The 25,370-nt window shown below is 68.0% G+C and carries 23 protein-coding genes; 13 read left to right on the top strand and 10 right to left on the bottom strand.

Annotated elements, in window-relative coordinates; genetic code table 11:
- Positions 1 to 77: 77 nt before the first annotated feature.
- Both ACFCV3_RS13940 and ACFCV3_RS13945 read left to right on the top strand, forming a co-directional pair.
- On the top strand, positions 78 to 1,760 hold the full coding sequence (locus ACFCV3_RS13940; protein WP_376030071.1) for a glycoside hydrolase domain-containing protein: 1,683 nt from the start codon (positions 78 to 80) through the stop codon (positions 1,758 to 1,760).
- Between the two features lie 387 nt (positions 1,761 to 2,147).
- On the top strand, positions 2,148 to 5,012 hold the full coding sequence (locus tag ACFCV3_RS13945) for a S8 family serine peptidase (protein WP_376030073.1): 2,865 nt from the start codon (positions 2,148 to 2,150) through the stop codon (positions 5,010 to 5,012).
- A 52-nt stretch (positions 5,013 to 5,064) separates the two neighbouring features.
- On the opposite strand, the gene ACFCV3_RS13950 is transcribed toward ACFCV3_RS13945, so the two are convergent.
- Together ACFCV3_RS13950 and ACFCV3_RS13955 are read right to left on the bottom strand one after the other, a co-directional pair.
- Positions 5,065 to 6,402 carry an amidohydrolase gene (locus ACFCV3_RS13950; RefSeq protein ID WP_376030075.1) on the bottom strand — a complete coding sequence of 446 codons (1,338 nt, stop codon included), beginning with the start codon at positions 6,400 to 6,402 and terminating at the stop codon, positions 5,065 to 5,067.
- Positions 6,403 to 6,419: 17 nt separating this feature from the next.
- Complete coding sequence (locus tag ACFCV3_RS13955) at positions 6,420 to 6,809, bottom strand: VOC family protein (protein ID WP_376030077.1); 390 nt, start codon at positions 6,807 to 6,809, stop codon at positions 6,420 to 6,422.
- A gap of 97 nt (positions 6,810 to 6,906) precedes the next feature.
- Between ACFCV3_RS13955 and ACFCV3_RS13960 the strand changes: the two genes are divergently transcribed.
- Positions 6,907 to 7,551, top strand: a complete 645-nt coding sequence (locus tag ACFCV3_RS13960; RefSeq protein ID WP_376030078.1) for an alpha-ketoglutarate-dependent dioxygenase AlkB — start codon at positions 6,907 to 6,909, stop codon at positions 7,549 to 7,551.
- A 6-nt stretch (positions 7,552 to 7,557) separates the two neighbouring features.
- Here the strand turns inward: ACFCV3_RS13960 and ACFCV3_RS13965 are convergent, their stop codons facing one another.
- Together ACFCV3_RS13965 and ACFCV3_RS13970 are read right to left on the bottom strand one after the other, a co-directional pair.
- Positions 7,558 to 8,133 carry a Uma2 family endonuclease gene (locus ACFCV3_RS13965; protein ID WP_376030079.1) on the bottom strand — a complete coding sequence of 192 codons (576 nt, stop codon included), beginning with the start codon at positions 8,131 to 8,133 and terminating at the stop codon, positions 7,558 to 7,560.
- Between the two features lie 62 nt (positions 8,134 to 8,195).
- On the bottom strand, positions 8,196 to 8,648 hold the full coding sequence (locus ACFCV3_RS13970; protein ID WP_376030081.1) for a hypothetical protein: 453 nt from the start codon (positions 8,646 to 8,648) through the stop codon (positions 8,196 to 8,198).
- Positions 8,649 to 8,781: 133 nt separating this feature from the next.
- On the opposite strand from ACFCV3_RS13970, the gene ACFCV3_RS13975 reads away from it, so the two are divergent.
- The 3 genes from ACFCV3_RS13975 to ACFCV3_RS13985 all read left to right on the top strand — a co-directional run bounded on the left by ACFCV3_RS13975 (position 8,782) and on the right by ACFCV3_RS13985 (position 11,879).
- Positions 8,782 to 10,017 carry an MFS transporter gene (locus tag ACFCV3_RS13975; protein WP_376030082.1) on the top strand — a complete coding sequence of 412 codons (1,236 nt, stop codon included), beginning with the start codon at positions 8,782 to 8,784 and terminating at the stop codon, positions 10,015 to 10,017.
- Positions 10,018 to 10,025: 8 nt separating this feature from the next.
- Positions 10,026 to 10,664, top strand: coding sequence for a pyridoxamine 5'-phosphate oxidase family protein (locus ACFCV3_RS13980; protein WP_376030084.1), 639 nt, complete (start codon positions 10,026 to 10,028; stop codon positions 10,662 to 10,664).
- Between the two features lie 78 nt (positions 10,665 to 10,742).
- Positions 10,743 to 11,879, top strand: coding sequence for a sensor histidine kinase (locus tag ACFCV3_RS13985; protein WP_376030086.1), 1,137 nt, complete (start codon positions 10,743 to 10,745; stop codon positions 11,877 to 11,879).
- Here ACFCV3_RS13985 and ACFCV3_RS13990 read toward each other — a convergent pair.
- Positions 11,856 to 13,070 carry an alpha-hydroxy-acid oxidizing protein gene (locus ACFCV3_RS13990; protein ID WP_376030088.1) on the bottom strand — a complete coding sequence of 405 codons (1,215 nt, stop codon included), beginning with the start codon at positions 13,068 to 13,070 and terminating at the stop codon, positions 11,856 to 11,858. The two genes, ACFCV3_RS13985 and ACFCV3_RS13990, sit on opposite strands and share 24 nt — an antisense overlap.
- A gap of 81 nt (positions 13,071 to 13,151) precedes the next feature.
- Here ACFCV3_RS13990 and ACFCV3_RS13995 point away from each other — a divergent pair, with 81 nt between their 5' ends.
- Complete coding sequence (locus tag ACFCV3_RS13995) at positions 13,152 to 13,838, top strand: FadR/GntR family transcriptional regulator (protein WP_376030090.1); 687 nt, start codon at positions 13,152 to 13,154, stop codon at positions 13,836 to 13,838.
- On the opposite strand, the gene ACFCV3_RS14000 is transcribed toward ACFCV3_RS13995, so the two are convergent.
- Positions 13,835 to 14,332, bottom strand: a complete 498-nt coding sequence (locus tag ACFCV3_RS14000; RefSeq protein ID WP_376030092.1) for a DUF6069 family protein — start codon at positions 14,330 to 14,332, stop codon at positions 13,835 to 13,837. The genes ACFCV3_RS13995 and ACFCV3_RS14000 overlap by 4 nt on opposite strands.
- 129 nt (positions 14,333 to 14,461) lie before the next feature.
- Between ACFCV3_RS14000 and ACFCV3_RS14005 the strand changes: the two genes are divergently transcribed.
- The 5 genes from ACFCV3_RS14005 to ACFCV3_RS14025 all read left to right on the top strand — a co-directional run bounded on the left by ACFCV3_RS14005 (position 14,462) and on the right by ACFCV3_RS14025 (position 18,926).
- Complete coding sequence (locus ACFCV3_RS14005; RefSeq protein ID WP_376030093.1) at positions 14,462 to 15,616, top strand: sensor histidine kinase; 1,155 nt, start codon at positions 14,462 to 14,464, stop codon at positions 15,614 to 15,616.
- Positions 15,613 to 16,269 carry a response regulator gene (locus ACFCV3_RS14010; protein WP_376030095.1) on the top strand — a complete coding sequence of 219 codons (657 nt, stop codon included), beginning with the start codon at positions 15,613 to 15,615 and terminating at the stop codon, positions 16,267 to 16,269. The genes ACFCV3_RS14005 and ACFCV3_RS14010 overlap by 4 nt, the downstream gene beginning before the upstream one ends.
- 46 nt (positions 16,270 to 16,315) lie before the next feature.
- Positions 16,316 to 16,981, top strand: a complete 666-nt coding sequence (locus ACFCV3_RS14015; RefSeq protein WP_376030097.1) for a response regulator — start codon at positions 16,316 to 16,318, stop codon at positions 16,979 to 16,981.
- 189 nt (positions 16,982 to 17,170) lie between these two features.
- Positions 17,171 to 18,091 (top strand): ABC transporter ATP-binding protein, encoded by a 921-nt coding sequence (locus tag ACFCV3_RS14020; protein WP_376030099.1) that lies wholly within the window; start codon positions 17,171 to 17,173, stop codon positions 18,089 to 18,091.
- The gene (locus tag ACFCV3_RS14025; RefSeq protein ID WP_376030101.1) at positions 18,081 to 18,926 is read left to right on the top strand and encodes an ABC transporter permease subunit; all 846 of its coding nucleotides are present in this window, start codon (positions 18,081 to 18,083) and stop codon (positions 18,924 to 18,926) included. The genes ACFCV3_RS14020 and ACFCV3_RS14025 overlap by 11 nt, the downstream gene beginning before the upstream one ends.
- On the opposite strand, the gene ACFCV3_RS14030 is transcribed toward ACFCV3_RS14025, so the two are convergent.
- Genes ACFCV3_RS14030 through ACFCV3_RS14045 form a run of 4 tightly spaced genes read right to left on the bottom strand, consistent with a single transcriptional unit; the run spans position 18,919 to position 24,201 of the window.
- On the bottom strand, positions 18,919 to 20,187 hold the full coding sequence (locus ACFCV3_RS14030; RefSeq protein WP_376030103.1) for a glycoside hydrolase family 125 protein: 1,269 nt from the start codon (positions 20,185 to 20,187) through the stop codon (positions 18,919 to 18,921). The two genes, ACFCV3_RS14025 and ACFCV3_RS14030, sit on opposite strands and share 8 nt — an antisense overlap.
- A gap of 9 nt (positions 20,188 to 20,196) precedes the next feature.
- Positions 20,197 to 21,420: an ROK family transcriptional regulator gene (locus tag ACFCV3_RS14035; protein ID WP_376030105.1), complete on the bottom strand. Its 1,224-nt coding sequence runs from the start codon at positions 21,418 to 21,420 to the stop codon at positions 20,197 to 20,199.
- Positions 21,417 to 22,976, bottom strand: a complete 1,560-nt coding sequence (locus ACFCV3_RS14040; protein ID WP_376030107.1) for a hypothetical protein — start codon at positions 22,974 to 22,976, stop codon at positions 21,417 to 21,419. The genes ACFCV3_RS14035 and ACFCV3_RS14040 overlap by 4 nt, the downstream gene beginning before the upstream one ends.
- Before the next feature lie 28 nt (positions 22,977 to 23,004).
- Complete coding sequence (locus ACFCV3_RS14045) at positions 23,005 to 24,201, bottom strand: cysteine desulfurase-like protein (protein ID WP_376030108.1); 1,197 nt, start codon at positions 24,199 to 24,201, stop codon at positions 23,005 to 23,007.
- A 122-nt stretch (positions 24,202 to 24,323) separates the two neighbouring features.
- Here ACFCV3_RS14045 and ACFCV3_RS14050 point away from each other — a divergent pair, with 122 nt between their 5' ends.
- The gene (locus ACFCV3_RS14050; RefSeq protein ID WP_376030110.1) at positions 24,324 to 25,289 is read left to right on the top strand and encodes a DMT family transporter; all 966 of its coding nucleotides are present in this window, start codon (positions 24,324 to 24,326) and stop codon (positions 25,287 to 25,289) included.
- Positions 25,290 to 25,370: the final 81 nt, after the last annotated feature.

Below are 25,370 nucleotides of genomic sequence, written 5' to 3' on the forward strand. Positions count from 1 at the left end.
GGTCGAAAGGCTTGAGCTCGGTGCCGGTGAGGCAGTCCACTGGGACTACTCAGCCCTCCGCCCCCGAGGAAGTGCTCATGTACCGTCCGCTCACCTTACTGACCGGCGTCGCGCTGGTACTCACCGCAGCCACGGTCGTCGGACCGGCACAGGCCGCCCCAGACGAACGGTCCATCAGTTACCACGGGTACCAGGTCGCCGTACCGAAGTCGTGGCAGGTCGTCGACCTGTCCAAGGACCCGTCGGCCTGTGTGCGCTTCGACCGCCCGTCGGTCTATCTCGGCCGTCCCGCCGACCAGCAGAACTGCCCCGCCCACCTGGCCGGCCGTACCGCGGGCCTGATCCTGGAACCACTCGCCGGTGCCGCTCCCCGCGCCGCCGCAGTCGCAGCCTCAGCCGGTACGACGGCCGCTGCGGCACCGTCGGCCGACCACCAGATCCAGGTCGGGGTCGAGGATGCCGGCGTACTGGTGACCGCGATCCACGGCGCCTCCGCTGCGGAGGAAGCATCCGTCCGGCAGATCCTCGGCCGGGGCCGCGTCACCTCCAAGGCCGACGCGGCGCAACTGGTCCGCCCGAAGGCGGCGCCGATGGCACCTGCCGCGTCGATTGTTGCCCCAGGCACCATGATCAACCAGCAGGCGTTCGACCAGTGCACGGCACCGTCGCTGGGTGCCATGAACGCCTGGAAAGCCTCGCCGTTCAAGGCCGTCGGCATCTACATCAGCGGCTCGTCCCGGTCCTGCACCCAGGCCAACCTGACCGCGTCCTGGGTCGCGTCGAACGCCGCCAACGGCTGGTCGTTCATCCCGATCGACGTCGGCTACCAGGCGCCGTGTGGCAGCCGGAACCCGAAGATGTCCTTCAACCTGGCCACCGCGCGCTCGCAGGGCTCGAGCTCGGCGAACGTCTCGGCCAACGCGGCCGCCGCGCTCGGCATCGGCCCGGGGAGCGCTCTCTACTCCGACATCGAGGCGTACGACAGCACCATCGCCTGCCGCGACGCGATCATGTCCTACATCTCCGGCTGGACCGAGACCCTGCACGCCCGCGGCTACCTCAGCGGCGTCTACAGCAGCGCCGGTTCCGGCGGCCGCGACCTGGCCAACTCCGCCGGTGACAGCCGCTGGCTGATGCCCGACCACCTCTGGTTCGCCTGGTGGAACGGCGCCGCCGACACCAAAGGCGGTCAGTACATCCCGGACGGCCTGTGGTCCAACCACCAGCGTCTGCACCAGTACCGCGGCGACCACAACGAGACCTGGGGTGGCGTCACCATCAACATCGACAGCAACTTCCTCGATGTCGCCGGCAATCCCCCGCCGCCCATGACCGACGGCGTCTACCGGATCAAGGCCGAGGTCGGCGGCTTCGACCTAGACGTCCAGGACTGCCAGTCCCACAACGGCGCCAACATCCGGATGTGGGACCGCATCCTGACCAGCCCCTGCCAGCAATGGCACATCGTCCGCACCACCGGCAACACCTTCAAGATCCTCGACGGCAACACCGGCAAACCCCTCCAGGTAGCCGGCTGCTCCACCGCCGACACCGCCCCCGTCGACCTCTCCGACGACATCGGCGCCGACTGCCAGACCTGGACCATCGAACCCATCATCGGCGGCGCCTACCAGATCATCGGCACCGGCTCCGGCAAGTCCCTCGACGTAGCCGGCTGCTCCGCCGCCCGAGGCGCCGACGTCATCATCTGGCCCTTCCACGGCGGCTCCTGCCAACGCTGGTACTTCACCGCCGTCTAACCACCTCTGCTGCGATCCCGGGCATCCCCCGGGATCACGGCACTCACCTCACCGTGCGCTCTTGTCCTTCGCACAAAGCGCCATCGACAGCTCGGACTGTGAACCTCAGTACAGCCAGCACAGCGATGATCAGCGTGATCTCGAGCCACATGGCCGAGGGCTTGCGGGCCGCGTCGTTCTCGGTGCGTACATCGCGCAGGGCAGTGCAGACGTTACGGATTCTGCAGGAAGTTGCAGGGCGGGGAACGACGTTTCCCCGGTCTGGTGGGTCTCACACCTGCCCGGCGGTCAAATTGCACGTTTTGTCATGGGAATCATAAAGCGGAGTGGACCGAAATCCTGCGATACTCCGGTCACTGTCACTCTGAGACCCTTGGGGGGGTCCCCTTGAAGTCCCGCCCTGCCCATTTGCTGCGCCTGGCTGTCCCTGCAGCGCTGGTTGCCGGCTCGGTGGTCGTGCTGACGGGTTCGTCCGGTCAAGCGGCCGAGCCCGGCCCGTACCGGCCGCCGTTCCCGGCCCGCCAGCAGACTGCCAAGACCGAGTTCCAGCCGAACGAGGTCATCGTCAAGTTCAAGTCGGGTGCCACGAGCAAGGCGCGGACGGCCGCGCTGTCGCGGTTCCGGGCGACCGGTGAGGCGTCGCTGACGCCGAACATCGTGAAGGTGACCGGCTCCGCCTCGGCACCCGAGTTGCTCAAGAAGGTCAAGGCCGACCCCACCGTCGAACTGGCCTCGCTGAACTACATCCGACGCATCGACGCCATCCCGAACGACTCGTACTACAACGAGGACCAGAGGGTCTACCTCAACACGATCCGGATGCCTCAGGCCTGGGACCTGTCGAAGTCGACCGGCAACCAGGTCGTCGCGGTGCTGGACACCGGCGTCGACGCCGGTCACCCGGATCTGGTTGGTCACCTAGTTCCGGGGGTGAACACCACCTCGCCGAACCGTGGCCCGATCGACGACAACGGCCATGGCACCATGACTCTGGGCATCATCGCCGCCGCCGCGAACAACAACGCGGGCGTGGCCGGTATCGGCTGGAACGTCAAGGCCATGCCGGTCAAGGTGCTGCGGTCCGACGGCACCGGTGACGACCTCGATGTCGTCGAGGGCATCGACTGGGCCGCGGCGCATGGCGCCAAAGTCATCAACATGTCGCTGAGCGGTGGCACCGACAGCACGATCATGCACGACGCCGTCAAACGCGCGGTGGCCAAGGGCGTCACCGTGGTGGTTGCCGCTGGTAACCAGGGTCTCGGACTTCCCCGCTACCCTGCGGCCTATCCCGAAGTGATCACGGTGGGCGCAACGGATCCCGGCGGCACTCTTACCGGCTTCAGCTCGTACGGCGACTGGGTCGACGTCGCTGCTCCAGGGACAGACATCCTCAGCACCGGCGTGCGGTCGATGACCCCGCAGCAGAACGTGCCGTACTGGTACTGCACCGGCACCTCCTGCTCGGCGCCGATCGTGTCCGGCATCGCGGCCCTGGTCAAGAACAAGTGGCCGAACTACACACCCGACCAGGTCAAGGCCCGGATCAAGAACCTCGCCCGTGATGCCGGTCCGCGCGGCACCGACAAGTTCTACGGCGGCGGCATCCTCGATGCCTATGCCTCCCTCGGTGGCCGGTGGACGACGGACTTCCCGGTGGCGGCAGCGGACAACAACGACCAGCCGGCGCGGGCGACAGCCGTTACCACCACGGCCGCGGGCTCGACCGTGACCGAAGGTGACGTCGACTGGTACAAGGTGAACTCGGCTGCTGCGCGGAACCTGCGCGTCTCCGTGACCGGACCGAAGTTCGACGAGACCGAGCGATGGGCGAACTTCGCACCACGGGTCGATGTCTACAACGGCCAACTAAAGTTCATCGGCTCCGCGGAGAAGGAGTTCCCGGACTTCGATGGGAACGGAAACCCGATCTGGGCGCCCCTGACCGCCGCAACCAACGTCAGTGCGCTGGAAGGCGACACCTACATCGCGGTGCGCAACTCGAATGGGTCTCGTGATGCCCGGACCTACACGCTCAAGGTTGAGGCCGGTACCGCCGGCACCACGACGGGCCCGGACTACCCGGTTTTCAACGCAGTGCCGAACGACATGTCACTCGCACAGCCGGTTGCGGTCAAGCCTTCGGTGACGTTTGCTTCCGACGTGGATGCCGCGACGGTCAATGAGTCGACGGTTCGGCTGGTCAACGGTAAGACGGGGGCTGCGGTTGCGAGCACGGTGGCGTACGACGCTGCTTCCAAGACTGCGACGATCACGCCGGCGAGCGCGTTGCTGGACAACTCGCCGTACCGGATCGTCGTGAACGGTGTGCACGAGAGTGGTGCGGCTGTGATTCTGACGCCGTTCAGCAGTGTGTTCTCGACTGTTGATCTGGTGCCGGCTGCGCTGGAGACGTTCGACGCCAGCGGGTCGTTCCAGAAGGCGAACCTGGGGTGGAAGATCCCGGCGCTCGGGGATCTGGACCAGATCATCGTGCGGCGGAACACCGGGGGTAAGTACCCGACTCCGACGACCGGGACGCTGGTTTACTCCGGTACTGCGTCCAGCTTTGCGAACACCGCGCTGCCGCAGTCGACGACGTACACGTACTCGGCTTGGGTGAAGGACCGCAGCGGGAAGCTGAGTGCTGGTAAGGGTACGCAGCTGCTCGGGATGAAGTCGGGGATCTCGACGACGTCCACCAAGCTGAACATCGGCGGGTCGATCACGTTGAAGGGCAGCACGCTGGGGATCGACGGGAAGGCGTACCCGACGTTGCCGATGAGCATCTACTCGCGGCCGGCGAACGGGACGACGTTCAAGCTGCTGAAGACGCTGGGGTCGTCCTCGACGGGGACGGTCAGCTACACGTTCAAGCCGGGGTACTCGGCGGTGTACATGCTGACGTTCGCCGGGAACGGCGACCTGATGGGCACGCGGACCAACGACATCACGGTGCTGGTCACGCCGACCATCTCGTCGACACTGTCACCGTCGACGGTCAAGCTGGGTTCGACCACGAAGCTCAGTGGTGTGGTGACCCCGGCGCACTCCGGCAAGTCGGTGCAGTTGCAGCGGCTCGTCGGGAAGACGTGGACCGTGGCGGGTTCGGCGAAGCTGAGCTCGAGCGGCGCTTACGCCTTCGGGATCAAGCCGCCGTACAAGGGGAAGATCGCCTACCGGGTCTACTTCCCGAGCGACGGCGACCACACTCTCGCCTACAGCGCCATCCGCACCCTGACGATCACCTGATCATCAGCTGACAAGTGTGCCCCGGTCGATCGCGGCCGGGGCACACGTCTGTTCAGGGGGCGTAGTGCTGGATGGTGCCGCCGCGGGAGAGGTCGACGAGGGTGTGGGCGAGGGAGCGGGCCTCGGCTAGGACTTCGGATAGGTCGAGCTTGGTGAGTTGGCGGTTGCGGACTACTACTTCGCCGGCTACCAGGACTGTGTGGACGTCGGAGGCTCGGACGGAGTAGACGAGGGCTGCCCTGGGGTCGTGGAGGGGTTGGTTGTGGGGCGCGGAGAGGTCCAGGAGGGTGATGTCGGCTTGGCGGCCTGGCTCCAGTACGCCGAGGGTGGTCGGCTGGTTGGCCGCGGCGGCACTGTGGTGGGTGGCTAGGCGGAGGGTCTCGGAGAGGGGCATCCACTCGGCGTTGTTTTGCTGGTGTTTCTGGGTGAGGGCCAGGAGGCGGAGGGACTCCCAGACGTCGAGGGTGTTGTGGACGGCGGCGCCGTCGGTGCCGATGCCGGTGCGAATGCCAACGGAGTGGAGTTGCCTCACCGGGGTTCCGTTGCCCATGGCAAGTTTCAGGTAGACCTTGGGGCAGGTGGCGACGGTGGTGCGGTCGGCGTGGCGGGCGAGGATCGGGAGGTCGGTGTCACGGATGCCGCAGCCGTGGGCGATCAGGGTTCCTGCGTCGAGGACGCCGGTGCGGTCGAGGATCTCGATCGGGGTGGCACCGTGTTTGTCGAGGGAGGCCTGGGTTTGGTCGTCCGTCTCGGCGGCGTGCAGGTGGATGCGGAGGCCTTCGGCGCGGGCGATGTCCGCGGTACGGCGGAGGTCGTCGTCCGAGACCGTGTACGTCGCATGCGGGCCGAGGCTGGTGGTAATGCGCGGGTGGAGGGTGGCGAGCTCGCGCGTGGTGGCGATGGCGGCGTCGATTGCTTCCGGGCCGGCCGAGGAGAAGTAGGTGGGGGCGAGGTCGGCGCGGATACCGGTCTCGATGGCGGCCTGTGCGATCTGGTCGGCGTGGAAGTAGTGGTCGACGAAGGTGGTCACGCCGGCCAGGAGCATCTCGGCGCAGGCCAGGCGGGCGCCGACGCGGACGCGTTCGGGAGTGAGGTTGACCTCCATCGGCCAGATGCGCTGGTTGAACCAGTCGTCGATCGACAGATCCTCGGCAGCGCCGCGCATCATCACCATCGGGCTGTGCGTGTGTGAGTTGATGAGGCCGGGTACGGCGAGCAGCCCGGTGCCGTCGATCACCTCAACGGGTGTCGCGGGCGGGGGTGTGCCGGTGGGGACGATGGCCGTGATAACGGTGTCGGCGAGGTGGATGTCCTGGGCCTCGGCTACGTGGCACTCCCCTGCCTCAGGGACGATCAGGACGTCGACGTTGCGGATCAGCGACTGCGCCATACCGGAGCCTCTCACGCTCAGGGGTGACGACCGGCGAGCACGCAGAACTCGTTGCCCTCGGGATCCGCAAGGACAACCCAGGTGGCGTCGTCGCCTTGACCTACCTCCGCGGGGCGGGCGCCCAGGTCGAGCAGACGGCGGACTTCTTCGTCCTGGTCGCGGTCGGTGGGGTTCACGTCGAGGTGGACTCTGTTCTTGACGGTCTTGGCTTCGGGAACGTGGGCGAAGGTCAGGGTCGGCGGTACCGGGCCGGGGCGGTTCCTGCCATCGGGTACTGCCGGGGAACCGATCGTGATGCAGTCGTCCTCGATCAGCTGCACCTCGTAATCGAGCACCGCACACCAGAACCTGGACAGGGCGCCGGGGTCGGCACAGTCGATCGCCAACTCCGTCAGTTTGCTGGCCATGTCGAAACCTTTCTGCCGAGGGTGGGGCGGGTCAGCGGTCATCTTCCCATCGGACCCCATGGGAACAAGTGTTCGAATCTCGGGTACAGTGCTGCGTATGGGTGCTGATCTTCAGGGCTCGTTGCTGGATGCGTTCGAGGATCCGGGGTTGGGATCGCTCGAGGGGATCACGCGGGCGGAGCTTGGGCAGGGCGCTTGGGTTGATGTGCTGCCGGGGTGGTTGAGCGGGGCGGACCAGGTGTTCGAGCGGCTCGTGCGGGAGGTGCCTTGGTATGCGGAGAAGCGGCAGATGTACGACCGGGTGGTGGATGTGCCGCGGTTGCTGTGCTTCTACGAGGAGAGCCAGGATCTGCCGCTGCCGATCCTCGACGAGGCGCGCGACGCCTTGAGCGACCACTACCGCGAGGAGCTGGGCGAGCCGTTCCGGACGGCCGGGTTGTGTTACTACCGCGACGGCCGGGACAGCGTGGCCTGGCACGGCGACCGGATCGGTCGCGGGAATCATGAGAACACGATGGTGGCGATCCTTTCGGTGGGTGAGCCGCGCATGCTGGCGCTGCGGCCGCGGCCGGGTGGGTCGAGTGGGCCGGTGAGTTCGGCGATCCGGTATCCGCTCGGGCACGGCGACCTGATCGTGATGGGTGGTTCCTGCCAACGCACCTGGGAACACGCCATCCCCAAGGCCAGCGGGCGAGTCGGCCCCCGGATCAGCATCCAGTTCCGCCCCCGCGGCGTGCGCTGAGGTCTACTACTGGCGGGCGAGTGCCGCTGGGTCCACTTGCATCGGGTAGGGCTCCTCGACCGTGGAGAGCACTCCCCCGAGAGCCGTCAGCGTCCGGCGGTACTTGCCATTGCTGAGCTTCGAGGCGATCAGGTGCGGACGCTTCTCCAGCTCAAGGCGCCAGTAGAAGTCGATACCGGCTTCGGCGTAGAGCTCAGGCTTGATGATCCGGTCCTGCGGATGCGTGTTCGGTGACACGATCTCCACGACGAGCAGTACTGACGCGCCTTGATACCGCGAAGGGGCAGTGGCGGAGACAGCCCGGTCGACCACCACAACATCCGGTTCGGTCAGCCGGCCACCGGGAATCTCGACGTTGACAGTCTCGAGCACCTCGTAGGGCGCCTTTGCAGCGGCGATCGCTGCTTCCAGCAGATTGGCGAGACGGCGAGACGCGCGCTGGTGGACGGTTCCCGGCGCCGGGGTCACGGTGAGAACACCGGGGGTAAGGAGCTCGTAGCGAGTGTGATCGCCATTGTCGGGAAGCCCTTCAACATCATCGATCGTCCAAGGCCCGACGTGACCCGCGAGTGCGATGCTCATCGCGTGATCTCCCTTCTGCCGAAGAACGGTCGCAGTCATCAGTGTTCCACAGCCGGCGAGGATCAGGCGGCTTTCGCGGTGGCTCGTAGGGGTTGGTAGATGTGGTCGGGGGTGGCTATGTAGAAGGCGAGCAAGGGGACTTGGGCGGCTTGGCAGAGGTGGGTGGCGGCGGTGGACCATTCGTCGTCTACTTCGGGCCAGGTGGGTGGGCCGGGGCGGCCCAGGGCCAGGAGGAGGGCGGAGCCTGGATCGGTGCGGAGGGCGGGGACGATGGGGTGCAGGGCGGTGGCGCAGAGGCCTGGGGTGTCCAGGGGTGGGTGCTGGTCGGCGAACTCTGTGGGTAGGTCGATGGCTACGACGGCGCGGAGGCGGGCGTCGGGGCCGCAGAGGATGGCGGTGAAGGTGCCGCGGGTGCGGTCGCCGTGGCTGACCATCAGGTCGACGACGTCGGCGGCGAGGGTGGGATCGGTCAGGGGCTGGTCGGCCCACTCGGGGGCCAGGTCAAGGAAGGTCATACCAAGAAGGTGCCGTGGGTCCCGGCCCGGATCCGAGTTATCCACAGGGCAGTTTTCCATCGGTCAATTGGCCCATCCGGTTGGCCCCAAAGTGGATCTGCAGCGTGGGCCGCTGCGCCCATAGGCTCGGCACATGATGACGAACAAGTTCTTGCCGCCCGCGGGAGCACCGCGCGATCTGGCGATGGCACAGCTGGCGAACTCGGTGGGAGACGGCGCGTTCGTCGTCACGTCGGCACTGTTCTTCACGCGGGTCGTCGGGCTCTCGGAGGCACAGGTCGGGCTGGGGCTGACGATCGCTTGGCTGGTCGGGTTCCTGACCGGCGTGCCGCTGGGCAACTTGGCGGACCGCAAGGGACCGCGGGTGGTCGCCATCCTGCTGGCATTGAGTACGGCGGTCTCGGTCTCGGCGTTCTTGTTCGTCCGGAGCTTCCCGCTCTTCCTGGTGGCCGCGATCGCCTACGCCTGCAGCCAGACCGGACTGACGGCGGCTCGGCAGGCACTGCTCGCCGGACTGATCGCGCCGGCCGAGCGCACCCGGATCCGCGCGTTCCTGCAGGCCACGGTGAACGGCGGACTGGCGGTCGGCGCGCTGCTCGGCGGAATCGCGCTCCGATTCGACACAGAGACGGCGTACCTGACGGTGTTTGCACTGGATGCGGTGAGCTTCTTGATCGCCGCAGCGCTGATCCGGCGCGTGCCACCGGTCGCGGTCACCGTCCGGATCCACGGTGAGCCGCGGCTCGCCGTACTGCGGGATCGTCCGTACGCCGTCCTGGCGCTGCTGAACTCGATCATGCTGCTGTTCATGCCGCTGATCAGTCTGATCGGACCGCTGTGGATCGTGACTCGCACCGATGCCCCGAGCTGGGCGGTCGCCTCGCTGATGATCGTGAACACGCTCGGCGTCATGATCTTCCAGGTGCGCGTCGCGGGTAAGGTCCGCGATCTGCGCACTGCGACGAAGTCCGTCCGGTACGCCGGGATCGCGATGCTGGCCGCCTGCGGCGTGTTCGCCTTCACGGCGATGAACCTGCACCCTGCAGTCGCTGCCGGAGTGCTGGTCGTGGCCGCGGCGCTGCTGACGCTGGGCGAGATGAAGCTCGCCTCGGGTGCTTGGGAAATCAGCTTCGGGCTGGCGCCGGCCGACAAGCAGGGGCAGTACCAAGGGTTCTTCGGCACTGGTCCTGCGATCGCCCGGATGCTCGGTCCGGCGCTGCTGACCACGGTGGTCCTGGGCTGGGGCCCAATCGGCTGGATCCTCGTCGGAGCCCTGTTCCTTGGGACCAGTGTGGGAACTGGTCCCGCCGTAAAATGGGCAGCGCGGACGCGGGCCGTCAGTGTGGACGGTCCGGCCGTGGTCGCCTGAGGAGCCTGATGGATATCCCCGGTCTGGTCGAGGTCACGACGTACGAGGAACTGCGCGAGATTGTCCCGCCGCCACTGGGGGCGGCAGTCGACAAGGAACGCAAGGAACTGCACCCGCTGGACCGGGAGTGGCTGGCCGCCTCGCCGTTCGTGCTGATGGCCACCTCCGCGGCCGACGGCACCTGTGATGTGTCGCCGAAGGGTGATCCGGCCGGGTTCACGCTGGTTCTCGACGACACCACGATCGCGATCCCGGACCGGGCCGGCAACCGGCGGGTGGACGGCTTCGAGAACATCATCAGCAACCCGCATGTCGGGCTCATCTACTTCCTGCCGGGGCGGACGGACACGCTGCGGATCAACGGACGGGCCCGGATCGTCAAGGAAGCGCCGTTCTTCGACCAGATGATCGTCAAGGGGAACCGGCCGCAGCTGGCCCTGCTGGTGGAGATCGAGGAGGTCTACCACCACTGCTCGAAGGCGTTCCTGCGCTCGAAGCTGTGGAAGCCGGAGAGCTGGGACGTCGACGCGGCGCCGAGCCGGGCGGTGCTCTCGCAGGCGCTGGAGCGTAAGGACGCCAGTCTGGCCGACCTGGAGAAGTACTACGGCAAGGAGTACGAGGAGAAGATCTACGACGTCAAGTACTGAGTACTGCACCTGGCGTACAGACATCTACTCCGTGGCGACGATGACATCGAGGGGCGCGGCGCCGTACGGTTCCTTACTGTGAGCACTGACCACTGGGCCCAGGTACGGCGGATCGCCCTGCCGCTGGTGCTGTCGGTGATCGGCGTGGTCGGGTCGATCGGGGCGGCGAACGGCCAGGTCGACCGGCGGCCGGCGGACTGGTTCATGGTGCTGCTGATCCTGAAGGGGTCGCTGTCGCTGTACTGGCTGCGGACCCACGTGATCCCGGTGCTGTGGGCAACTGTCGTGTCCACGCTCATCTACATGCTGATGCAGTACCCGTACGGCCCGGTGATCTTCCCGTTCATCATCGCGGTGTTCACGACCATCCGGCTCGGGCACCGGCTGGTCGGGTGGTCGGCGCTGGCCGCGCTGTACATCGGCCACGTCGGTGGGCGGATGGTGCTCGGCATCAACGAGGACGGCGTCTACCAGATCCTGCTGGTCGGCTTCTTCTTCGTTCTACTGGGCACTGTCTCGGAGTTGTTCCGGGCGCACCGCGAGCGGGTGACTGCCTCCGAGCGCACGCGGCGGGAGGCCGAGCTGCGGCAGGCCAGCGAGGAGCGGCTCCGGATCGCGCAGGAGCTGCACGACGTGGTTGCGCACCACATCTCGCTCATCAACGTGCAGGCCTCGACTGCGCTGCACCTGGCCGACCGCCAACCCGAGCAGGCCGCACCGGCGCTCGCAGCGATCAAGGAGGCCAGCAAGGAAGCGCTGGTGGAGCTACGGTCGATTGTCGGCATCCTCCGCCAGACCGACGAGTCCGCACCACGCCAGCCGGTTGCGGGTCTGGAGCGGCTCGAGCATCTGGTCAGCCGGACCTCCATGGCCGGGCTGGAGGTACACACCGCGATCCATGGTGAGTCACGTCCGCTACCGACCGGGCTGGACCGCGCTGCGTTCCGCATCATCCAGGAGTCGCTGACAAACGTCGTACGGCATGCCAAGGCGACCACTGCGACTGTCCGGATCCAGTACGGCGAGGAGTCGCTCGTGATCCAGGTCGACGACAACGGGCGGTCGCTGGCCGGCGCACCGACCGAAGGCAATGGCATCGTCGGCATGCGTGAACGCGCCACCGCTCTCGGCGGGACCCTGGCGACGACCCGCACCCCTGCGGGTGGACTGCGAGTCGTCGCGACGCTACCGCTAGTCGGGCAAGCGCACGTGTGACGGGCTGAGCTCGGCGACACTCGAGACGCCGAGCAGAGCCATGGTGCGACGGACCTCCTTGGTGAGGATGTCCGCGGCGCGGGCGACACCGCGCTGGCCGCCGGCCATCAGGCCGTACAGGTACGCACGGCCGACCAGGCAGGCGTCGGCGCCGAGAGCGACCGCAGCCACGATGTCGGCGCCGGACATGATGCCGGTGTCGAGGTAGATCTCCGCGTCGGAACCGATCGCCTTGCGAACGTCCGGCAGGATGCGCAGCGGCGTTGGCGCGCGATCGAGCTGACGGCCGCCGTGGTTGGAGAGCACGATCGCGTCCGCGCCGGCGTCGACCACGCGGCGAGCGTCGTCAACGGTCTGGATGCCCTTGACGATCAGCGGACCGTCCCAGATCGACCGCAGCCAGGTCAGGTCGTCGATCGTCATGGTCGGGTCGAAGAGCTTGTCCAGCAGCTCAGCCACGGTGCCGTCCCAGCTGGAGAGGGAGGCGAACGTCAGCGGACGAGTGGTGAGCAGGTTGGCCCACCAGGCCGGGTGCATCGACGCGTCCAGCACGGTCTTGGCGGTCAGCGACGGCGGGATGGTGAAGCCGTTGCGTACGTCGCGCAGACGCGCACCCGCGACCGGTACGTCGACCGTCAGCATCAGCGCCTCGTACCCGGCAGCGGCAGACCGCTTGACCAGGTCCTCACCGGAGTCGCGGTCCTTCCAGACGTACAGCTGGAACCACTTGCGCGCATCCGGGCCGGCCGCGGCGACGTCCTCGATCGAGGTGGTGCCCATGGTGGAGAGCGCATACGGGATGCCGATCTCCTCGGCGACCTTGACGACCGCACTCTCCCCCTCGTGGTTCATCATCCGGGTGAACCCGGTCGGCGCGAAGGCGAACGGCAACTCCGAGCGCTTGCCGAGGATCGTCGTCCCGAGGTCGATATCGGAGACGTTGCGCAGGATCGACGGCTGCAGCTCCATCTCGGCGAACAGCCGGCGGGCCCGGCTGAGGCTGATCTCGGCCTCGGCGGCGCCGTCGGTGTAGTCGAAGACCGAGCGCGGGGTACGGCGCTTGGCGATCGCCCGCAGATCCGCGATCGTGAGCGCCTTCTCGAGGCGGCGCTCGGTGGGGTTCGTGGTGATCGGCTTGGCCCGCAGCAGGGGCCGCAGCTCGGACCATTTGGGTAGCTGTCGATCGGTCATCTGGGGTAGCTCCGGGGGCAGGTTGTGTGTGGTCGGACCACAGCCTATCCTGTGGTCCGACCACAGGGGTAGAGTCGCCGGGTGAAGAACTACGAGCTGGTGCTGCATCGGGTGGAGGCGGAGCTGGCGGCCGGGCGGCTGCGGATCGGCGGGCGGCTGCCGGGAGAGCGCGTTCTCGCGGAACAGCTCGGGATCAGCCGGCCGTCGGTACGGGAGGCGGTTCGGGTGCTGGAGGCGATGGGCGTCGTGCGCACCGCGACCGGGTCCGGGCCGGATGCGGGAGCGGTGATCGTGGCCGAGCCGGTGTCACCGTTGACCGCCGTACTGCGGTTGCACCTGGCAACCAACCATCTGCCGATGGGTGATGTGGTGCAGACCCGGATCCTGCTGGAGTCCTGGGCGGCACGGGAGGCAGCTGGGCGCTCTCCGGAATTGGGTCCGGCGGTGGAGTTGCTGGATCGGATGGATGCGCCGGGGTTGTCGCCGGAGGAGTTTCACCTGCTCGACGCGGAGTTCCATGTAGCGCTGGCGGGGCTCGCGGGGAACGTGCTGATCGCGGCGGTGATGGAGTCGTTGCGGTCGGCAATTCACGGGTACGTGCTGGCCGCCGTACCGAGTCTGCCGGACTGGGAGGCGACCGCGATCGGGTTGCGGGGTGAGCATCGGGCGATCGTGTCGGCGCTGGCGGCCGGGGATGCGGACGGCGCGGCCGGGCTGGTGACCGCGCACATCCAGGGGTTCTATCAGGCCGCTCGGCTGCCTTCCTAGTCGCGCTCGGCTGCAGTGCCGCGTTCGACGGCGGTGCCGCGTTCGACGGCGGAAAGGGCAGTCCGGCGGAGGCCGAGGATGACGATCGCGCCGACCAGCAGGTGGAAGGACGCCAGGCCGAGCTTGGCGCCGATGCCGACGCCGCTGATGAGCGGGCTGCCGAGGGACAGCAGACAGGCGATCACGGCGACGATCGTCCAAGCCTTGCGGGCGCCGATCGCGTAGCGCTCCAAGATCGCCAAGAGCGCCCAGCCCGCGAGGGTCAGGAGAGCCGTTGAGATCACGATCTCTGGAGCGCCGACGTGCTGGAGAACGCCGTTCTCGGGAACGCCGTTCTGGCGAGCATCCAGGGTCAGTCCGGCCGCGGGAACGAGGATCGCCCACCACGACGCTGCCGCGATCGTGGCCACCCCGACCACCAGCAACCTGCTCCGATCGGTACGGCGGCGCGCGGCCGGCTTGGCGGTGGGAACGGACGAGGTGGTGGTCTGCATGTCAGCCTCCGGGAGTGGTTGTTGCAATCACCGTGGCGGAAAGCAAGCCGTCCGGGCATCGGTCCGACGGCTGTGCGGCTTCTACTTTGGTCGGTGGTGGGCGGGCCGACTCCGGCCTAGGGTCTGCACATGGAGAGAGACGACTGCCCGCCGGCGGGGCGGCGGTGGGTCTGGGATGTCTGGGCTGTCGTTCCCATCGGGGTTTTTACGGCGATGACCGTCGTGGGGCGGATGACGGACACGAGTCATCCGCGGCGGCTGGTGCTGGATATTGCGGTGGGTGTTGTCAGTACCGGATTGATGGTTCTGTTACCGCGGCGACCGGTGCCCACGGCGCTCGGGATGGCGCTGCTGGTGATGTTGTCACCGGCGGGGACGCCGGCCAGTACGGCGGCGACGCTCGGGATTGCGTTGCGTTTATCTCAGCGGACTGCAATCGCGGTGACGGCGGTTCAGGTCGTCGCCCATCTCGCGCAGGGGGCTTGGCGGCCGATCGCCGACTTGCCGTTCTTGTGGTTCGCTGCGCTGGATGTCGCCGTCCACGCGGCCTTGCTGGGTTGGGGATTGTGGACCCAGGCTCGGCGGCAATTGCTCGACTCGTTGCTGGATCGGGCGCGGCGAGCGGAGGCTGAGCAGGGGCGCCGGGTAGCCGAGGCGCGGACGCTCGAGCGGACGAAGATGGCTCGGGAGATGCACGACGTACTGGCGCATCGGTTGTCGTTGCTGGCCACGTATGCGGGGGCGCTGGAGTACCGGCCGGACTCGTCGCCGGAGAAGCTGGCGCAGGCTGCGGGTGTGATTCGGACCGGCGTGCATCAGGCGCTGGACGAACTGCGTGAGGTGATCAGCGTGCTGCGCGACACCGAGATCGAGGAAGGACCGGGCGGGCGGCCGCAGCCGACGTTCGGGGATGTTCAAGGCCTGGTTGAGGAATCGCGAGCGGCTGGTACGACGGTCGCGTACGACGAAGAGGTGGACGATGTCACGTCGTTGCCCCCGGCAACCGGCCGGACGGCGTACCGGATTGTGCAGGAAGGATTGACGAACGCCCGCAAGCACGCGGCCGGGCATCCGGTGACGGTCACCGTGACCGGGCGGCCGGGAACCGGGTTGCGGATCGAGCTGACGAACCCCGGGTCGAGCGGCGTACCGCTGGCACCGGGGAGCGGGACCGGGCTGGTCGGTCTGACCGAGCGGGTCCAACTGGCCGGCGGGACACTCGACCATCAGCGAGAGCCCGGTGGCGGTTTCCGGCTGGCCGCCTCGCTACCGTGGCCGACATGAGCGAGCCGATCATCAGAGTGCTGGTGGTGGATGACGACGCGCTGGTTCGGGCGAGTCTGGAGATGATGCTGGACGGGGCTCACGGGATCTCGGTGGTCGGGCAGGCCGCCGACGGGGACGAGGTGCAGGCGGCGGTCGACGCGCACTTCCCGGATCTCGTGCTGATGGATCTGCGGATGCCGCGGGTGGACGGGATCGTCGCGACCCAGCGGGTGCGGGCCCGGCCGAATCCGCCCGAGGTCGTGGTGCTGACCACGTTCGACACGGACGAGAACGTGTTGCACGCGCTGCGCGCCGGGGCCAGCGGGTTCCTGCTGAAGGACACGCCGCCGGCCCAGATCGTCGACGCCGTACGGCGGGTCGCGGCTGGAGACCCGATCCTCTCCCCCGCGATCACCCGGCGGCTGATGGATCGCGCCGCCACCCAGGCCGACGCGCACACGATCGCGCGGGAATCGCTGGAACGGCTTTCACCGCGCGAGTACGACGTGATGCTGGCGGTCGCGCAGGGTAAGGCGAACGCGCAGATCGCGACCGAGTTGTACATGAGCCTGGCGACCGTAAAGGCGCACATCTCGCACATCCTGACCAAGCTGGAGCTCGGGAACCGCACCCAGATCGCGCTCCTCGCGCACGACGCGGGCCTCGCCTGATCGCCCGTTGATGGCCATGGCCCGGGGCAAGCACTAACGTGACCGCATGATCAGGGTGTTGCTGGCGGATGACCAGGCGTTGGTGCGGGCCGGATTCCGGTCGTTGCTGAATGCCGAGGACGACATCACCGTGATCGGTGAGGTCGCCGACGGCGCCGAAGCGGTGGCGGTGGCGCGGGCGGAGAAGCCTGATGTCGTGCTGATGGACATCCGGATGCCGGGAACCGACGGGCTGGCCGCGACCCGGATGATCGGTGCGGACGAGTCGCTGGCCGATGTCCATGTGGTGATCCTGACGACGTTCGATCTGGACGAGTACGTGTTCGAGGCGCTGCGGGTCGGGGCCAGCGGATTCCTGGTGAAGGACACCGAACCGGTGGAGCTGCTGCAGGCGGTTCGGGTGGTGGCACGGGGTGATGCGCTGCTCTCGCCAGGGGTCACTCGCCGGCTGGTGGCCGAGTTCGCGAGCCGGAGCCGGCAGCCGCATGCCAGCAAGGAGCTCGATGTGTTGACCGAGCGCGAGAAGGAGATCGTCGCGCTGGTCGGTGAAGGGCTGTCGAACGACGAGATCGCGGAGCGGCTCGTGCTCAGTCCGGCCACGGCGAAGACGCACGTCAGCCGCGCGATGATCAAGCTCGGTGCGCGAGACCGTGCGCAACTGGTCGTCGTCGCCTACCAGACCGGCCTGGTCCGGCCGGGTTGGCTCGGGTAGGCGTACAGAAGAACGGGTAATAGTCCGGCAGCCAGCACCTCAGCCCGGTTGGCTACGTCTGCGGCCGGCCGTGGGGCGGTACTACTACCCGTCGCTCTGTACGCATCCGGTACTACTCCGGGTGCGGTAGACGAAGTGCCTCCTGGTGGGCGACGCGGTGCACCGCTCTGGACCGGCAGTCTCGTCATCATGAACGAGACAGGGGTTCCACTGGTCGAGGCGATCGGCCTGACGAAGAGGTACGGCGACACGCTCGCGGTCGACGGTGTCGACCTGACGGTCCTGCCGGGTGAGGTGTACGGGTTCCTCGGACCGAATGGCGCCGGGAAGACGACGACGCTGCGGATCCTGACCGGGCTGATCGCGCCGACCACCGGGACGATCAAGGTGCTGGGCGGGCGGCCGGGGAGTCCCGACGTACTCGGCCGCATCGGCTCGATGATCGAGTCCCCCGCGTTCTACCCGTATCTCTCGGGCCTTGACAACCTGAGGCTGCTCGCCGAGTACGCCGAGGTCCCGAGGCAGCGCGTGAACGAGGTTCTGGAGATCGTGGATCTCGAGAACCGTTCTCGAGATCGGTTCTCGAGCTACTCCCTGGGGATGAAGCAGCGACTCGGGGTCGCCGCAGCGCTGCTGAAAGATCCGGAGCTGGTGATCCTGGACGAGCCGACCAACGGCCTCGACCCGGCCGGTATGCGGGACATGCGCCGGCTGATCCGCGAACTCGGATCCGACGGACGCACTGTCCTGCTCTCCAGCCACCTGCTCGGCGAGGTCCAGCAGATCTGCGACCGGGTCGGCATCATCGACTCCGGCCGGATGGTTGCCGAGCACCACGTCGAGGACCTGCGCGGCGAGCAGGAGCTCCTGATCCGAGCAGAACCACAGCAGACCGCGCACGCCGTACTGACCAAGCTGCTCGGTGCGAACGCCGTTCACCGGTACGACGAGACGCTCCGCGTGCAGGTGGAGCCGGGGCGGGCGGCCGAGGTGAACCGCGTTCTCGTCGAGGCCGGGGTCGCCGTGTCCGAGCTGCACAGCACCGAACGCGCTCTCGAGGACCTGTTCTTCGAGCTCACGACCAGCAAGGAGAAGGCTGATGTTGGGTAGCTATCGCGCGGAGATCCTGAAACTCCGCAAGCGCTCCGCGGTCTGGGTACTGTTCGGCGCCGGTCTGGTTCTGAGCCTGATCTTCGGCTACCTTCTCCCGTACCTGGGTTACCTCACCGGCGACGAGAATCCGCAGACCACCGGTGTCCCGAGAGACGCCGTTCTGGCGGGCATGCTCCCGGCCAGAGTCATCGACAACACGATCGGCGGCTATCCGATCTTCGCCGGGGCCCTCGCGCTCGTCCTGGGCGCGATCGTGATCGGCGGCGAGTACAGCTGGGGCACACTGAAGACGATCTTCACCCAGCGACCGGGCCGGGCCGCGATCCTCGGCGCCCAGTTCCTCGGGCTCGCCACGATGATCGCGCTGTGGGTGCTCGGGATCTTCGCCACCTGCGCCCTGTGCAGTATCGGCATCGCGGCGGCCGAGGACGGGGCCACCAACTGGCCGGGCGCCGTTGATCTGGTCAAGGGGCTCGCCGGTGGCTGGCTGGTCCTGATGACCTGGTGCCTGGCCGGCGCCGCCCTGGCCGTTGCCTTCCGCAACGTTGCGCTGCCGATCGGGCTCGGGGTGGTGTGGATCCTCGGGATCGAGACCTTGCTGGCCGGCGTGGTCAACAGCCTGCTGCCCGACCTGAAGTTCCTGTCCGACGCGCTGCCGGGAGCCAATGCCGGTTCGCTGGTGTTCGCGGTGACCGGGATGGCCACCGGCGACGCACCTCCCGGCGTACGGGATGCGGTCGACGGCGGCCGTGCCCTCGCGACCTTGCTGGCCTACTGCCTGATCTTCGCCGTCATCGCCGCCTGGACCACCCGGCGGCGTGACGTCACCTGATCCCGGCGTGCACCAGGGCGAGCTCGCAGAACATCGCGTTCGCCCAGGAGAACCACTCGCGGGTGAACTGCGTCGGGTCGTCGACATCGAACCCTTCGTGCATGAGTCCGGTACCGCCGGTCGTGTCACGGAGGAGTTCGAGTAGCTCCTGGCGCTCCGCTGCGGACGTGCTCGAAATCCCCTGCACAGCGAGGGCGATGTGCCAGATGTAGCGGGGCGGAGTGTGCGGACTACCGATGCCCGAGGCCGCCGTACCGCTGTAGTAGTAGGGGTTCTCCGGGCTCAGCAGGAGCTTGCGAGTCGCCAGGTACGTCGGGTCGTCGGCCGCCACGAACCCGGACAGCGGAGCACTCAGCAGCGACGGCATGTTGGCGTCGTCCATCAGCAGCGACTCCCCCATCCCGTCCACCTCATACGCATAAACGCGCCCATGAACCGGGTGGTCGACCGTCCCGTGCCGAGCGATCCCGTCCTCGATCGAGGCCTTCAGCTCCTTGGCCCGCGCCGCCAGCGACTCGTCACCGAACACCTCGGTCGCGATCTCCTGCAGGTGGCCCAGAACGACCGCAGCGAACATGTTTCCCGGCACGTTGAACCCGAGATCGGTCGCGTCGTCACTCGGCCGGAACGCGCTCCACGACATCCCGGTCGGCTTCGTCAGCCGCCCGAGGCCGCCACGCACCAGACTGTCGGACGGCCGGTCGTCGTGCCGCTGGAACCGGTACGGCGAACGCGCCTCGTGATCCTGCTCGACCGTCCACAACTCCAGGATCGCTTCCGCCGCAGGCCGGAACCGCGCGTCGATCACGTCGGCCCGGCCCGTTGCCTTCCACAACTTGTAGGCCAGGTCGAGCGGGAAACACAGCGAGTCGATCTCGTACTTGCGCTCCCACACCCACGGCGACATCTCGGTCTCGTCCCCGGTATGCCCGGCCCCGTTCGCCGATTTGTTGAAGGCGTTCGCATAAGGATCCAGTACGACGTACTCCAGCTGCCGGTGCAGTACGCCGATCAGCACGTCCTGCAGGGTCGGATCGTCCTTGCACAGCAGCAGGTACGGGCGCAACTGCGCAGCGGAGTCGCGCAACCACATCGCCGGGATGTCACCGGTGAGGACGAACGTCGTACCGTCGGGCAACCGCTCGGCCACCGCCGGCAGGTTCTCGGCCATCGACCGCCGGAACATCTCCGCGATCACGTCGTCCCCACTGGCCGCGCGGACCTTCTCGGTCGCAGCAGCCAGCACGTCGGGATCGATCATCTTCTCCATCTACCTTTCAGCAACGAGTTCGCGTTCCGGCGAGAACGTGTGGTCCAGCACCAGGCTGCCGGCTCCGATCGCCCCGGCATCCGCGCCGAGCGCCGTACCGGTGACTTCGACCCCGTGGATCGTGCGGACCGTGAAGCGGCTCTGCAGAGCGGCCCGGACCCGGTCGGTCAGCAGCGGGGCGAGCTGCTCGAAGTACGGTCCGCCGAAGACCACCCGGTCCAGGTCGAGCAGGTTCGCCACGTCCTCGACGACGTGCGCGATCCGCTCGGCCAGTGCCGTGATGATCCCGGCCGCGGCCCCGGGCCCGGCGGCGGCCAGCGTACACAGCTGGGTGAAGGCGGCGTCCACCGCCTGGCGGTCGTCGAGGTCGATGCTCTGGGCAAGCACTCCGGCCTGGACCGCTTGGTGGACGAGGTACCGCGGCCGGCTGGTCTCGCCGACGCAACCCCGGCGGCCGCAGAAGCAGACCGGGCCGTCCGGATCGACGACCACGTGACCGATCTCGCCGGAGTTGCTGGACGAGCCGCGGACCACCTCGTCGCCGAGGACCAGTCCGGCGCCGACTCCGGTACCGAGGTAGAAGAAGACGAAGTTGCCCGGTCCACTGACCCATTTCTCGGCAGCAGCCGCCGCGGTCACGTCCTTGTCGAGCAGCACTGGCAGCCCGGTCCGCTCGCGCAGTTCGTCCCGCAGCGGCACGAGATGCCAGGCGGACAAGTTCGGTGGGTCGACGACCACGCCGCGCTCGACGTCGATCGGACCAGGCGCAGCGATCCCGACACCGATCACACGGCTGCGTAGGGCGGCGGAGTCGTCGATGATGACCTCGACGGCGTCCGCGATCGCGTCGATCAGGACGTCCGGATCGTCGTCCTCCGGCGGAGCGAGCTGCCGCCGAGCGACCACGCGACCGGTCAGATCGAGCAGAACCACGGTAACGACTGCGGGATCGAGGTGGACACCAACGGCGTACTGGCCGGCAGGTTCGAGCTCCAGCAGGGTGCGCGGTTTGCCGAGGCCAGTGCCCTTCTGGCGACCGGCCTCGCGGACCAGGCCGGCGTCGAGCAGGCGGCGGGTGATGTTCGAGATGGCCTGTCCGGACAGGCCGGTGGCCGCGGCGAGCTCGACCCGGCTGAGCTGCGCGCTGCGGCGAATCGCGTCCAGGACCACTGCGTCGTTGTACCCACCGACACGATCGAGATTCGTCCCGCGGCGGATGCTCACGAGATCGGGTCCACTCCCCACGGCCGGGACCAGTCGTAGTCGATCGTGTCTCCCCCGCTGCGCCAGGCCGTCGGCGTGGTGTTGACCAGCCAGTCCGCCGGCTCGATCCCGCCCGCGTCGCCGCCGTCGAGTGCCAGCCGGATCCCCGCCCGCAGCGCGCGGTCCGTGCGCTCGGTGCGAGCTGCTGGGTCGATCGACAGGAACAGCGCCGTACCCGACCGCGCGATCAGATCGAGGAACCGCTCATTCAGCTCCCAGGGCGTCTGCGGCGTACACGGCACACAGTCGGCGTCGACGGTGAAGAACCGCCCATGCTGCGGCAGCCGGAAGGCAAGCGTGTTGACGCCCATCTTGCGTGTCCGCTCCCAGTCCCGCCCGGACGTGTCATCGCCGGTCCGCTGAACGTCGACCAGCCCGGCCGCGAGGTGACCGACCGTGTTGCACCCGATCAGTACGACGTCCTGCGCAGCGCTGCGGATCTGGCGGTAGAAGGCGAGCAGGATCTCGGCCGTGGTCCGGCTCGGATCGTGCAGCTGCCAACCGCTCTCGGTCAACCGCGATCCCATCGCGGGCCCGAATGCGCCGAAGACGTCGTACGTGCTGAAGTCGTGTTTGACGAGCTCGAAACCCCAGTCCTTGAACCGGGTCAGGTCCGCGCGGACGAGGTCCAGGACCTCCGGGTACGACGGGTCCAGCGCTCGGCCCGGCTTGTCGTGCGGACCTTGGCGGCCCCACTGGTTGGGTTCCCGAACCAGGAGCGGGCGGAACCACAGTCCGGGCCGGGCGCCGATCGCCGCGATCGCGGCCGCCGTACCGGCGAGGTCGTCGAAGACGCCGGGGATGCCTTGGTCCCACGGTCCGCCGGAGGCGATGCCGCCCGGGTACCAGCCGTCGTCGACCACGCTGAACGGCTTGACCGGATGACCGTCGGCGAGCTCGACGATCGTGGCCGCGTCGGTGAGGACTGCCTTCTCGTCGAAGTTCTCGCCGTATGCGTAGTACCAGTTGTTGGCCCCGACCACCGGCGCGGGCTCAGGTCGCGCCGGCAGTCGGGAGCTCATGGTGGCGACCGCTGCGTTGAGGGTCTGCCACGGGGTTCCTGCGTCGTCGAATAGTTGGACGGTAGCTGCTTCGAGGGTCCGCCCGCTCAACGTGGTGGGGCCGCCGCCGTTGCGGAGGTCGAGCCAGAGGGTGAAACCGTCCGCGTCGACGGTCCAGGCGGCGAAGGCGTTCGGCTGCACCGCGACCCCGGCGCCGGTCGTGCGGCCGGTGACTGGGTCGTGGGCGAGGAAGTACCACGGGAGCAGGCGCTCGGGCTGCTGATGCCTCCACTGGAGGTCGCCGTACGAGCGTTCCCAGGCGTCGCCGAGGATCAGCGCGCCGGACGGAAGCGGTTCGGACCAGCGCAGGGCGACGCGGGTGACCGTGTCAGCGGTGACCTCGACGGTGCCGTCGTTCCAGCCGACCTCGATGCCGTCGGCCGACCAGGTGCCGGTCCGCCGGGCCTCGATCAGGTCGTCGTCCTGCTGGACGAAGACCGCGCTGGGTTCCCTCACTGTCCCCCCTCGACTTTCCCCATTGACTTTAGTTAGTGGGCCGGGTGAGCGTCAAGATCGCCTCGACCAGGCGGTCCACGTCGGACTGGTCCGTGTACGGCGCGAGCCCGGCGCGGACTGCGCCTTCGGTGAGCCCGAGGTGGCGGGCGGGTTCGTAGGCGTAGAAGGTGCCGGCGGGGGCGTTCACTCCGGCTTGGGCGAGGTGTTCGGCGACCGCTGCCGGTGAGTGACCGTCGACCGTGAAGAGCAGGGTCGGCGTCCGGCGGGCCGCGTGGCCGTAGAGCGTGATCTCGGGGATCGCCTTGAGACGGGCTTCGAGGTCGTCGCGGAGTGTGTCCTCGTGTTCCTCGACCAGGCGGAGCGAGTCGTTCAGCCGCTCGCGGCGGGTCGCGCCGTCGCCACCCAATCCCGCTAAGAAGTCGACAGCGGCCGTCGTACCGGCGAGCAGTTCGTACGGCAGGGTGCCCAGCTCGAAGCGCTCCGGTACGACGTCGGTCGCGGGCAGCAGCTTGTCCGGGCGGAGCGTCTCGAGCAACTCCGGGCGTGCGCTCAGCACCCCGAGATGCGGACCGAAGAACTTGTACGGCGAGCAGACGTAGAAGTCGGCGTACGACGTGTCGACCGGGGTGTGGGCGGTCAGGTGCACGCCGTCGACGTACAGGAGAGCGCCGGCTTCGTGGACTTGTTCGGCGATCTGGGCCGTGTCGGGGCGGGTGCCGAGCAGGTTGGAGGCGCCTGTGACCGCGACCAGCTTCGTGCGGTCGGAGAGCAAGGGCGTGAGGTCGTCGAGCTCCGAGGTCTCGCGGTCGAACCCGAGCCACCGGACGGTCGCGCCGACCGCCTCGGCGGCCTGCACCCAGGGGCGGACGTTCGCGTCGTGGTCGAGGCGGCTGACAACGATCTCATCGCCGGGCCCCCAGCCCTTGGCGAGCGTGCGGGAGAAGTCGTAGGTCAGCTGGGTCATGCTGCGGCCGAACACGATTCCGCCGGCCGTGGACCCGAGCAGGTCGGCCATCGCCGTCCGGGCGTCCCGGACGATGCCGTCGGCGCGACGCTCGGCCGGGGTGAGCTGCCCGCGGTTCGCCAGGGCTGACATGAGGGTCTGCGCGACGACGTCGGCGACCGCTTGCGGAGTCTGCGAACCGCCGGGGCCGTCGAAGTGCGCGGCCCCCTCACCGAGTGCCGGGAACTGCTTGCGGACCGCTATGACATCGAAGGCACCCATGCCCGTCATCCTCTCCCGCCGAACCGGTTCTGAGCCAGCGTCTGCCCGGCGTCGGACAAACACGTGCCCGGATCCGGAAATCGCAGTACGAATTGTCGGTGCGGTGGTGCAGGATGTCAGGAGTGAGCACCCCTACGACTACTGACAAGGTTCCGACGCGAGCCTGGCTTCCGACCATGCTGACCCTGGCCGCCATCTGGGGTTGCAGCTTCCTGTTCATCTCGGTCGGCGTCCGGGAGCTGCCGCCGCTCTACCTGGCCCTCGGCCGGGTCACCGCGGGCGCGATCGTGCTGCTGGTGTTCCTCGCGATCAAGCGCGAAGCACTCCCCCGCGACCGCCGTCTGTGGGCGCATTCCTTCGTGGTCGGCGCGGTCGGCTCGGCGATCCCGTGGACCCTGTTCGGCTACGGCGAGGAGCGGATCCCGTCGCTGCTGGCCGGTATCTGGAACGGCATCACCCCGCTGGTCGTGCTGCCGATCGCCGTCCTGATCTTCCGCACCGAGCTCTTCTCGCTGCAGCGCGGACTCGGTCTGGTGATCGGGTTCGCCGGGATGCTCGTCGTCCTCGGTGCCTGGAACGTGAGCGGCGGCGCCGACCTGACCGGCCAGCTCCTCTGCATGCTCGCCGCGGTCTGCTACGGGATCGCGGTTCCGTACCAGAAGCGCTTCCTCGCCGGGAGCAGCGTCTCCGGCACCGCACTGTCGGCGACTTTGTTGCTCTGCGCAATGGTCCAGCTCGCGATCGTGGCCCCGCTCATCACCCGGCAGGCCCCGCCCGCGCCCTGGTCGCTGTCGATCGAGGTCCTCGGCAGTGTGCTGGCCCTGGGGGCACTCGGCAGCGGCATCGCCTTCGTCCTGAGCATGCGCAACATCCGCCTGATCGGCGCCAGCCGCTCCTCGATGGTCACCTACCTGATGCCGGTCTTCTCGATCCTGGTCGGCGTCCTCGTCCTCCGCGAACACATCTTCTGGTACCAGCCCGTCGGCGGCCTCGTCGTCCTCCTCGGCGTCGCCATCTCCCAAGGGGTGTTCACCATCAAGCGCAAACCAGTGGCGATCACCCCGGAACGGGTGGCAGAGGTGCGCTAACGACAGGTGGTAGTCGCTGCATCGCGGCCATTGCGGCTGAACTCAGGCGGGCGGGCGTGTGTACGTAGACACCTACTACCT

It is taken from the genome of Kribbella sp. NPDC056345 (genome assembly GCF_042262745.1).
Taxonomy (GTDB): domain Bacteria; phylum Actinomycetota; class Actinomycetes; order Propionibacteriales; family Kribbellaceae; genus Kribbella.

Coding starts and splice junctions, on each gene's coding strand:
- ACFCV3_RS13980 (WP_376030084.1), top strand. CDS start 10,026: ATGGATATCCCCGGTCTGGTCGAGGTCACGACGTACGAGGAACTGCGC.
- ACFCV3_RS13975 (WP_376030082.1), top strand. CDS start 8,782: ATGATGACGAACAAGTTCTTGCCGCCCGCGGGAGCACCGCGCGATCTG.
- ACFCV3_RS13990 (WP_376030088.1), bottom strand. CDS start 13,070: ATGACCGATCGACAGCTACCCAAATGGTCCGAGCTGCGGCCCCTGCTG.
- ACFCV3_RS13965 (WP_376030079.1), bottom strand. CDS start 8,133: ATGAGCATCGCACTCGCGGGTCACGTCGGGCCTTGGACGATCGATGAT.
- ACFCV3_RS13950 (WP_376030075.1), bottom strand. CDS start 6,402: ATGGCGCAGTCGCTGATCCGCAACGTCGACGTCCTGATCGTCCCTGAG.
- ACFCV3_RS13940 (WP_376030071.1), top strand. CDS start 78: ATGTACCGTCCGCTCACCTTACTGACCGGCGTCGCGCTGGTACTCACC.
- ACFCV3_RS14020 (WP_376030099.1), top strand. CDS start 17,171: ATGAACGAGACAGGGGTTCCACTGGTCGAGGCGATCGGCCTGACGAAG.
- ACFCV3_RS14010 (WP_376030095.1), top strand. CDS start 15,613: ATGAGCGAGCCGATCATCAGAGTGCTGGTGGTGGATGACGACGCGCTG.
- ACFCV3_RS14015 (WP_376030097.1), top strand. CDS start 16,316: ATGATCAGGGTGTTGCTGGCGGATGACCAGGCGTTGGTGCGGGCCGGA.
- ACFCV3_RS14000 (WP_376030092.1), bottom strand. CDS start 14,332: ATGCAGACCACCACCTCGTCCGTTCCCACCGCCAAGCCGGCCGCGCGC.
- ACFCV3_RS13955 (WP_376030077.1), bottom strand. CDS start 6,809: ATGGCCAGCAAACTGACGGAGTTGGCGATCGACTGTGCCGACCCCGGC.
- ACFCV3_RS13970 (WP_376030081.1), bottom strand. CDS start 8,648: ATGACCTTCCTTGACCTGGCCCCCGAGTGGGCCGACCAGCCCCTGACC.
- ACFCV3_RS14025 (WP_376030101.1), top strand. CDS start 18,081: ATGTTGGGTAGCTATCGCGCGGAGATCCTGAAACTCCGCAAGCGCTCC.
- ACFCV3_RS14030 (WP_376030103.1), bottom strand. CDS start 20,187: ATGATCGATCCCGACGTGCTGGCTGCTGCGACCGAGAAGGTCCGCGCG.
- ACFCV3_RS14005 (WP_376030093.1), top strand. CDS start 14,462: ATGGAGAGAGACGACTGCCCGCCGGCGGGGCGGCGGTGGGTCTGGGAT.
- ACFCV3_RS14045 (WP_376030108.1), bottom strand. CDS start 24,201: ATGGGTGCCTTCGATGTCATAGCGGTCCGCAAGCAGTTCCCGGCACTC.
- ACFCV3_RS13960 (WP_376030078.1), top strand. CDS start 6,907: ATGGGTGCTGATCTTCAGGGCTCGTTGCTGGATGCGTTCGAGGATCCG.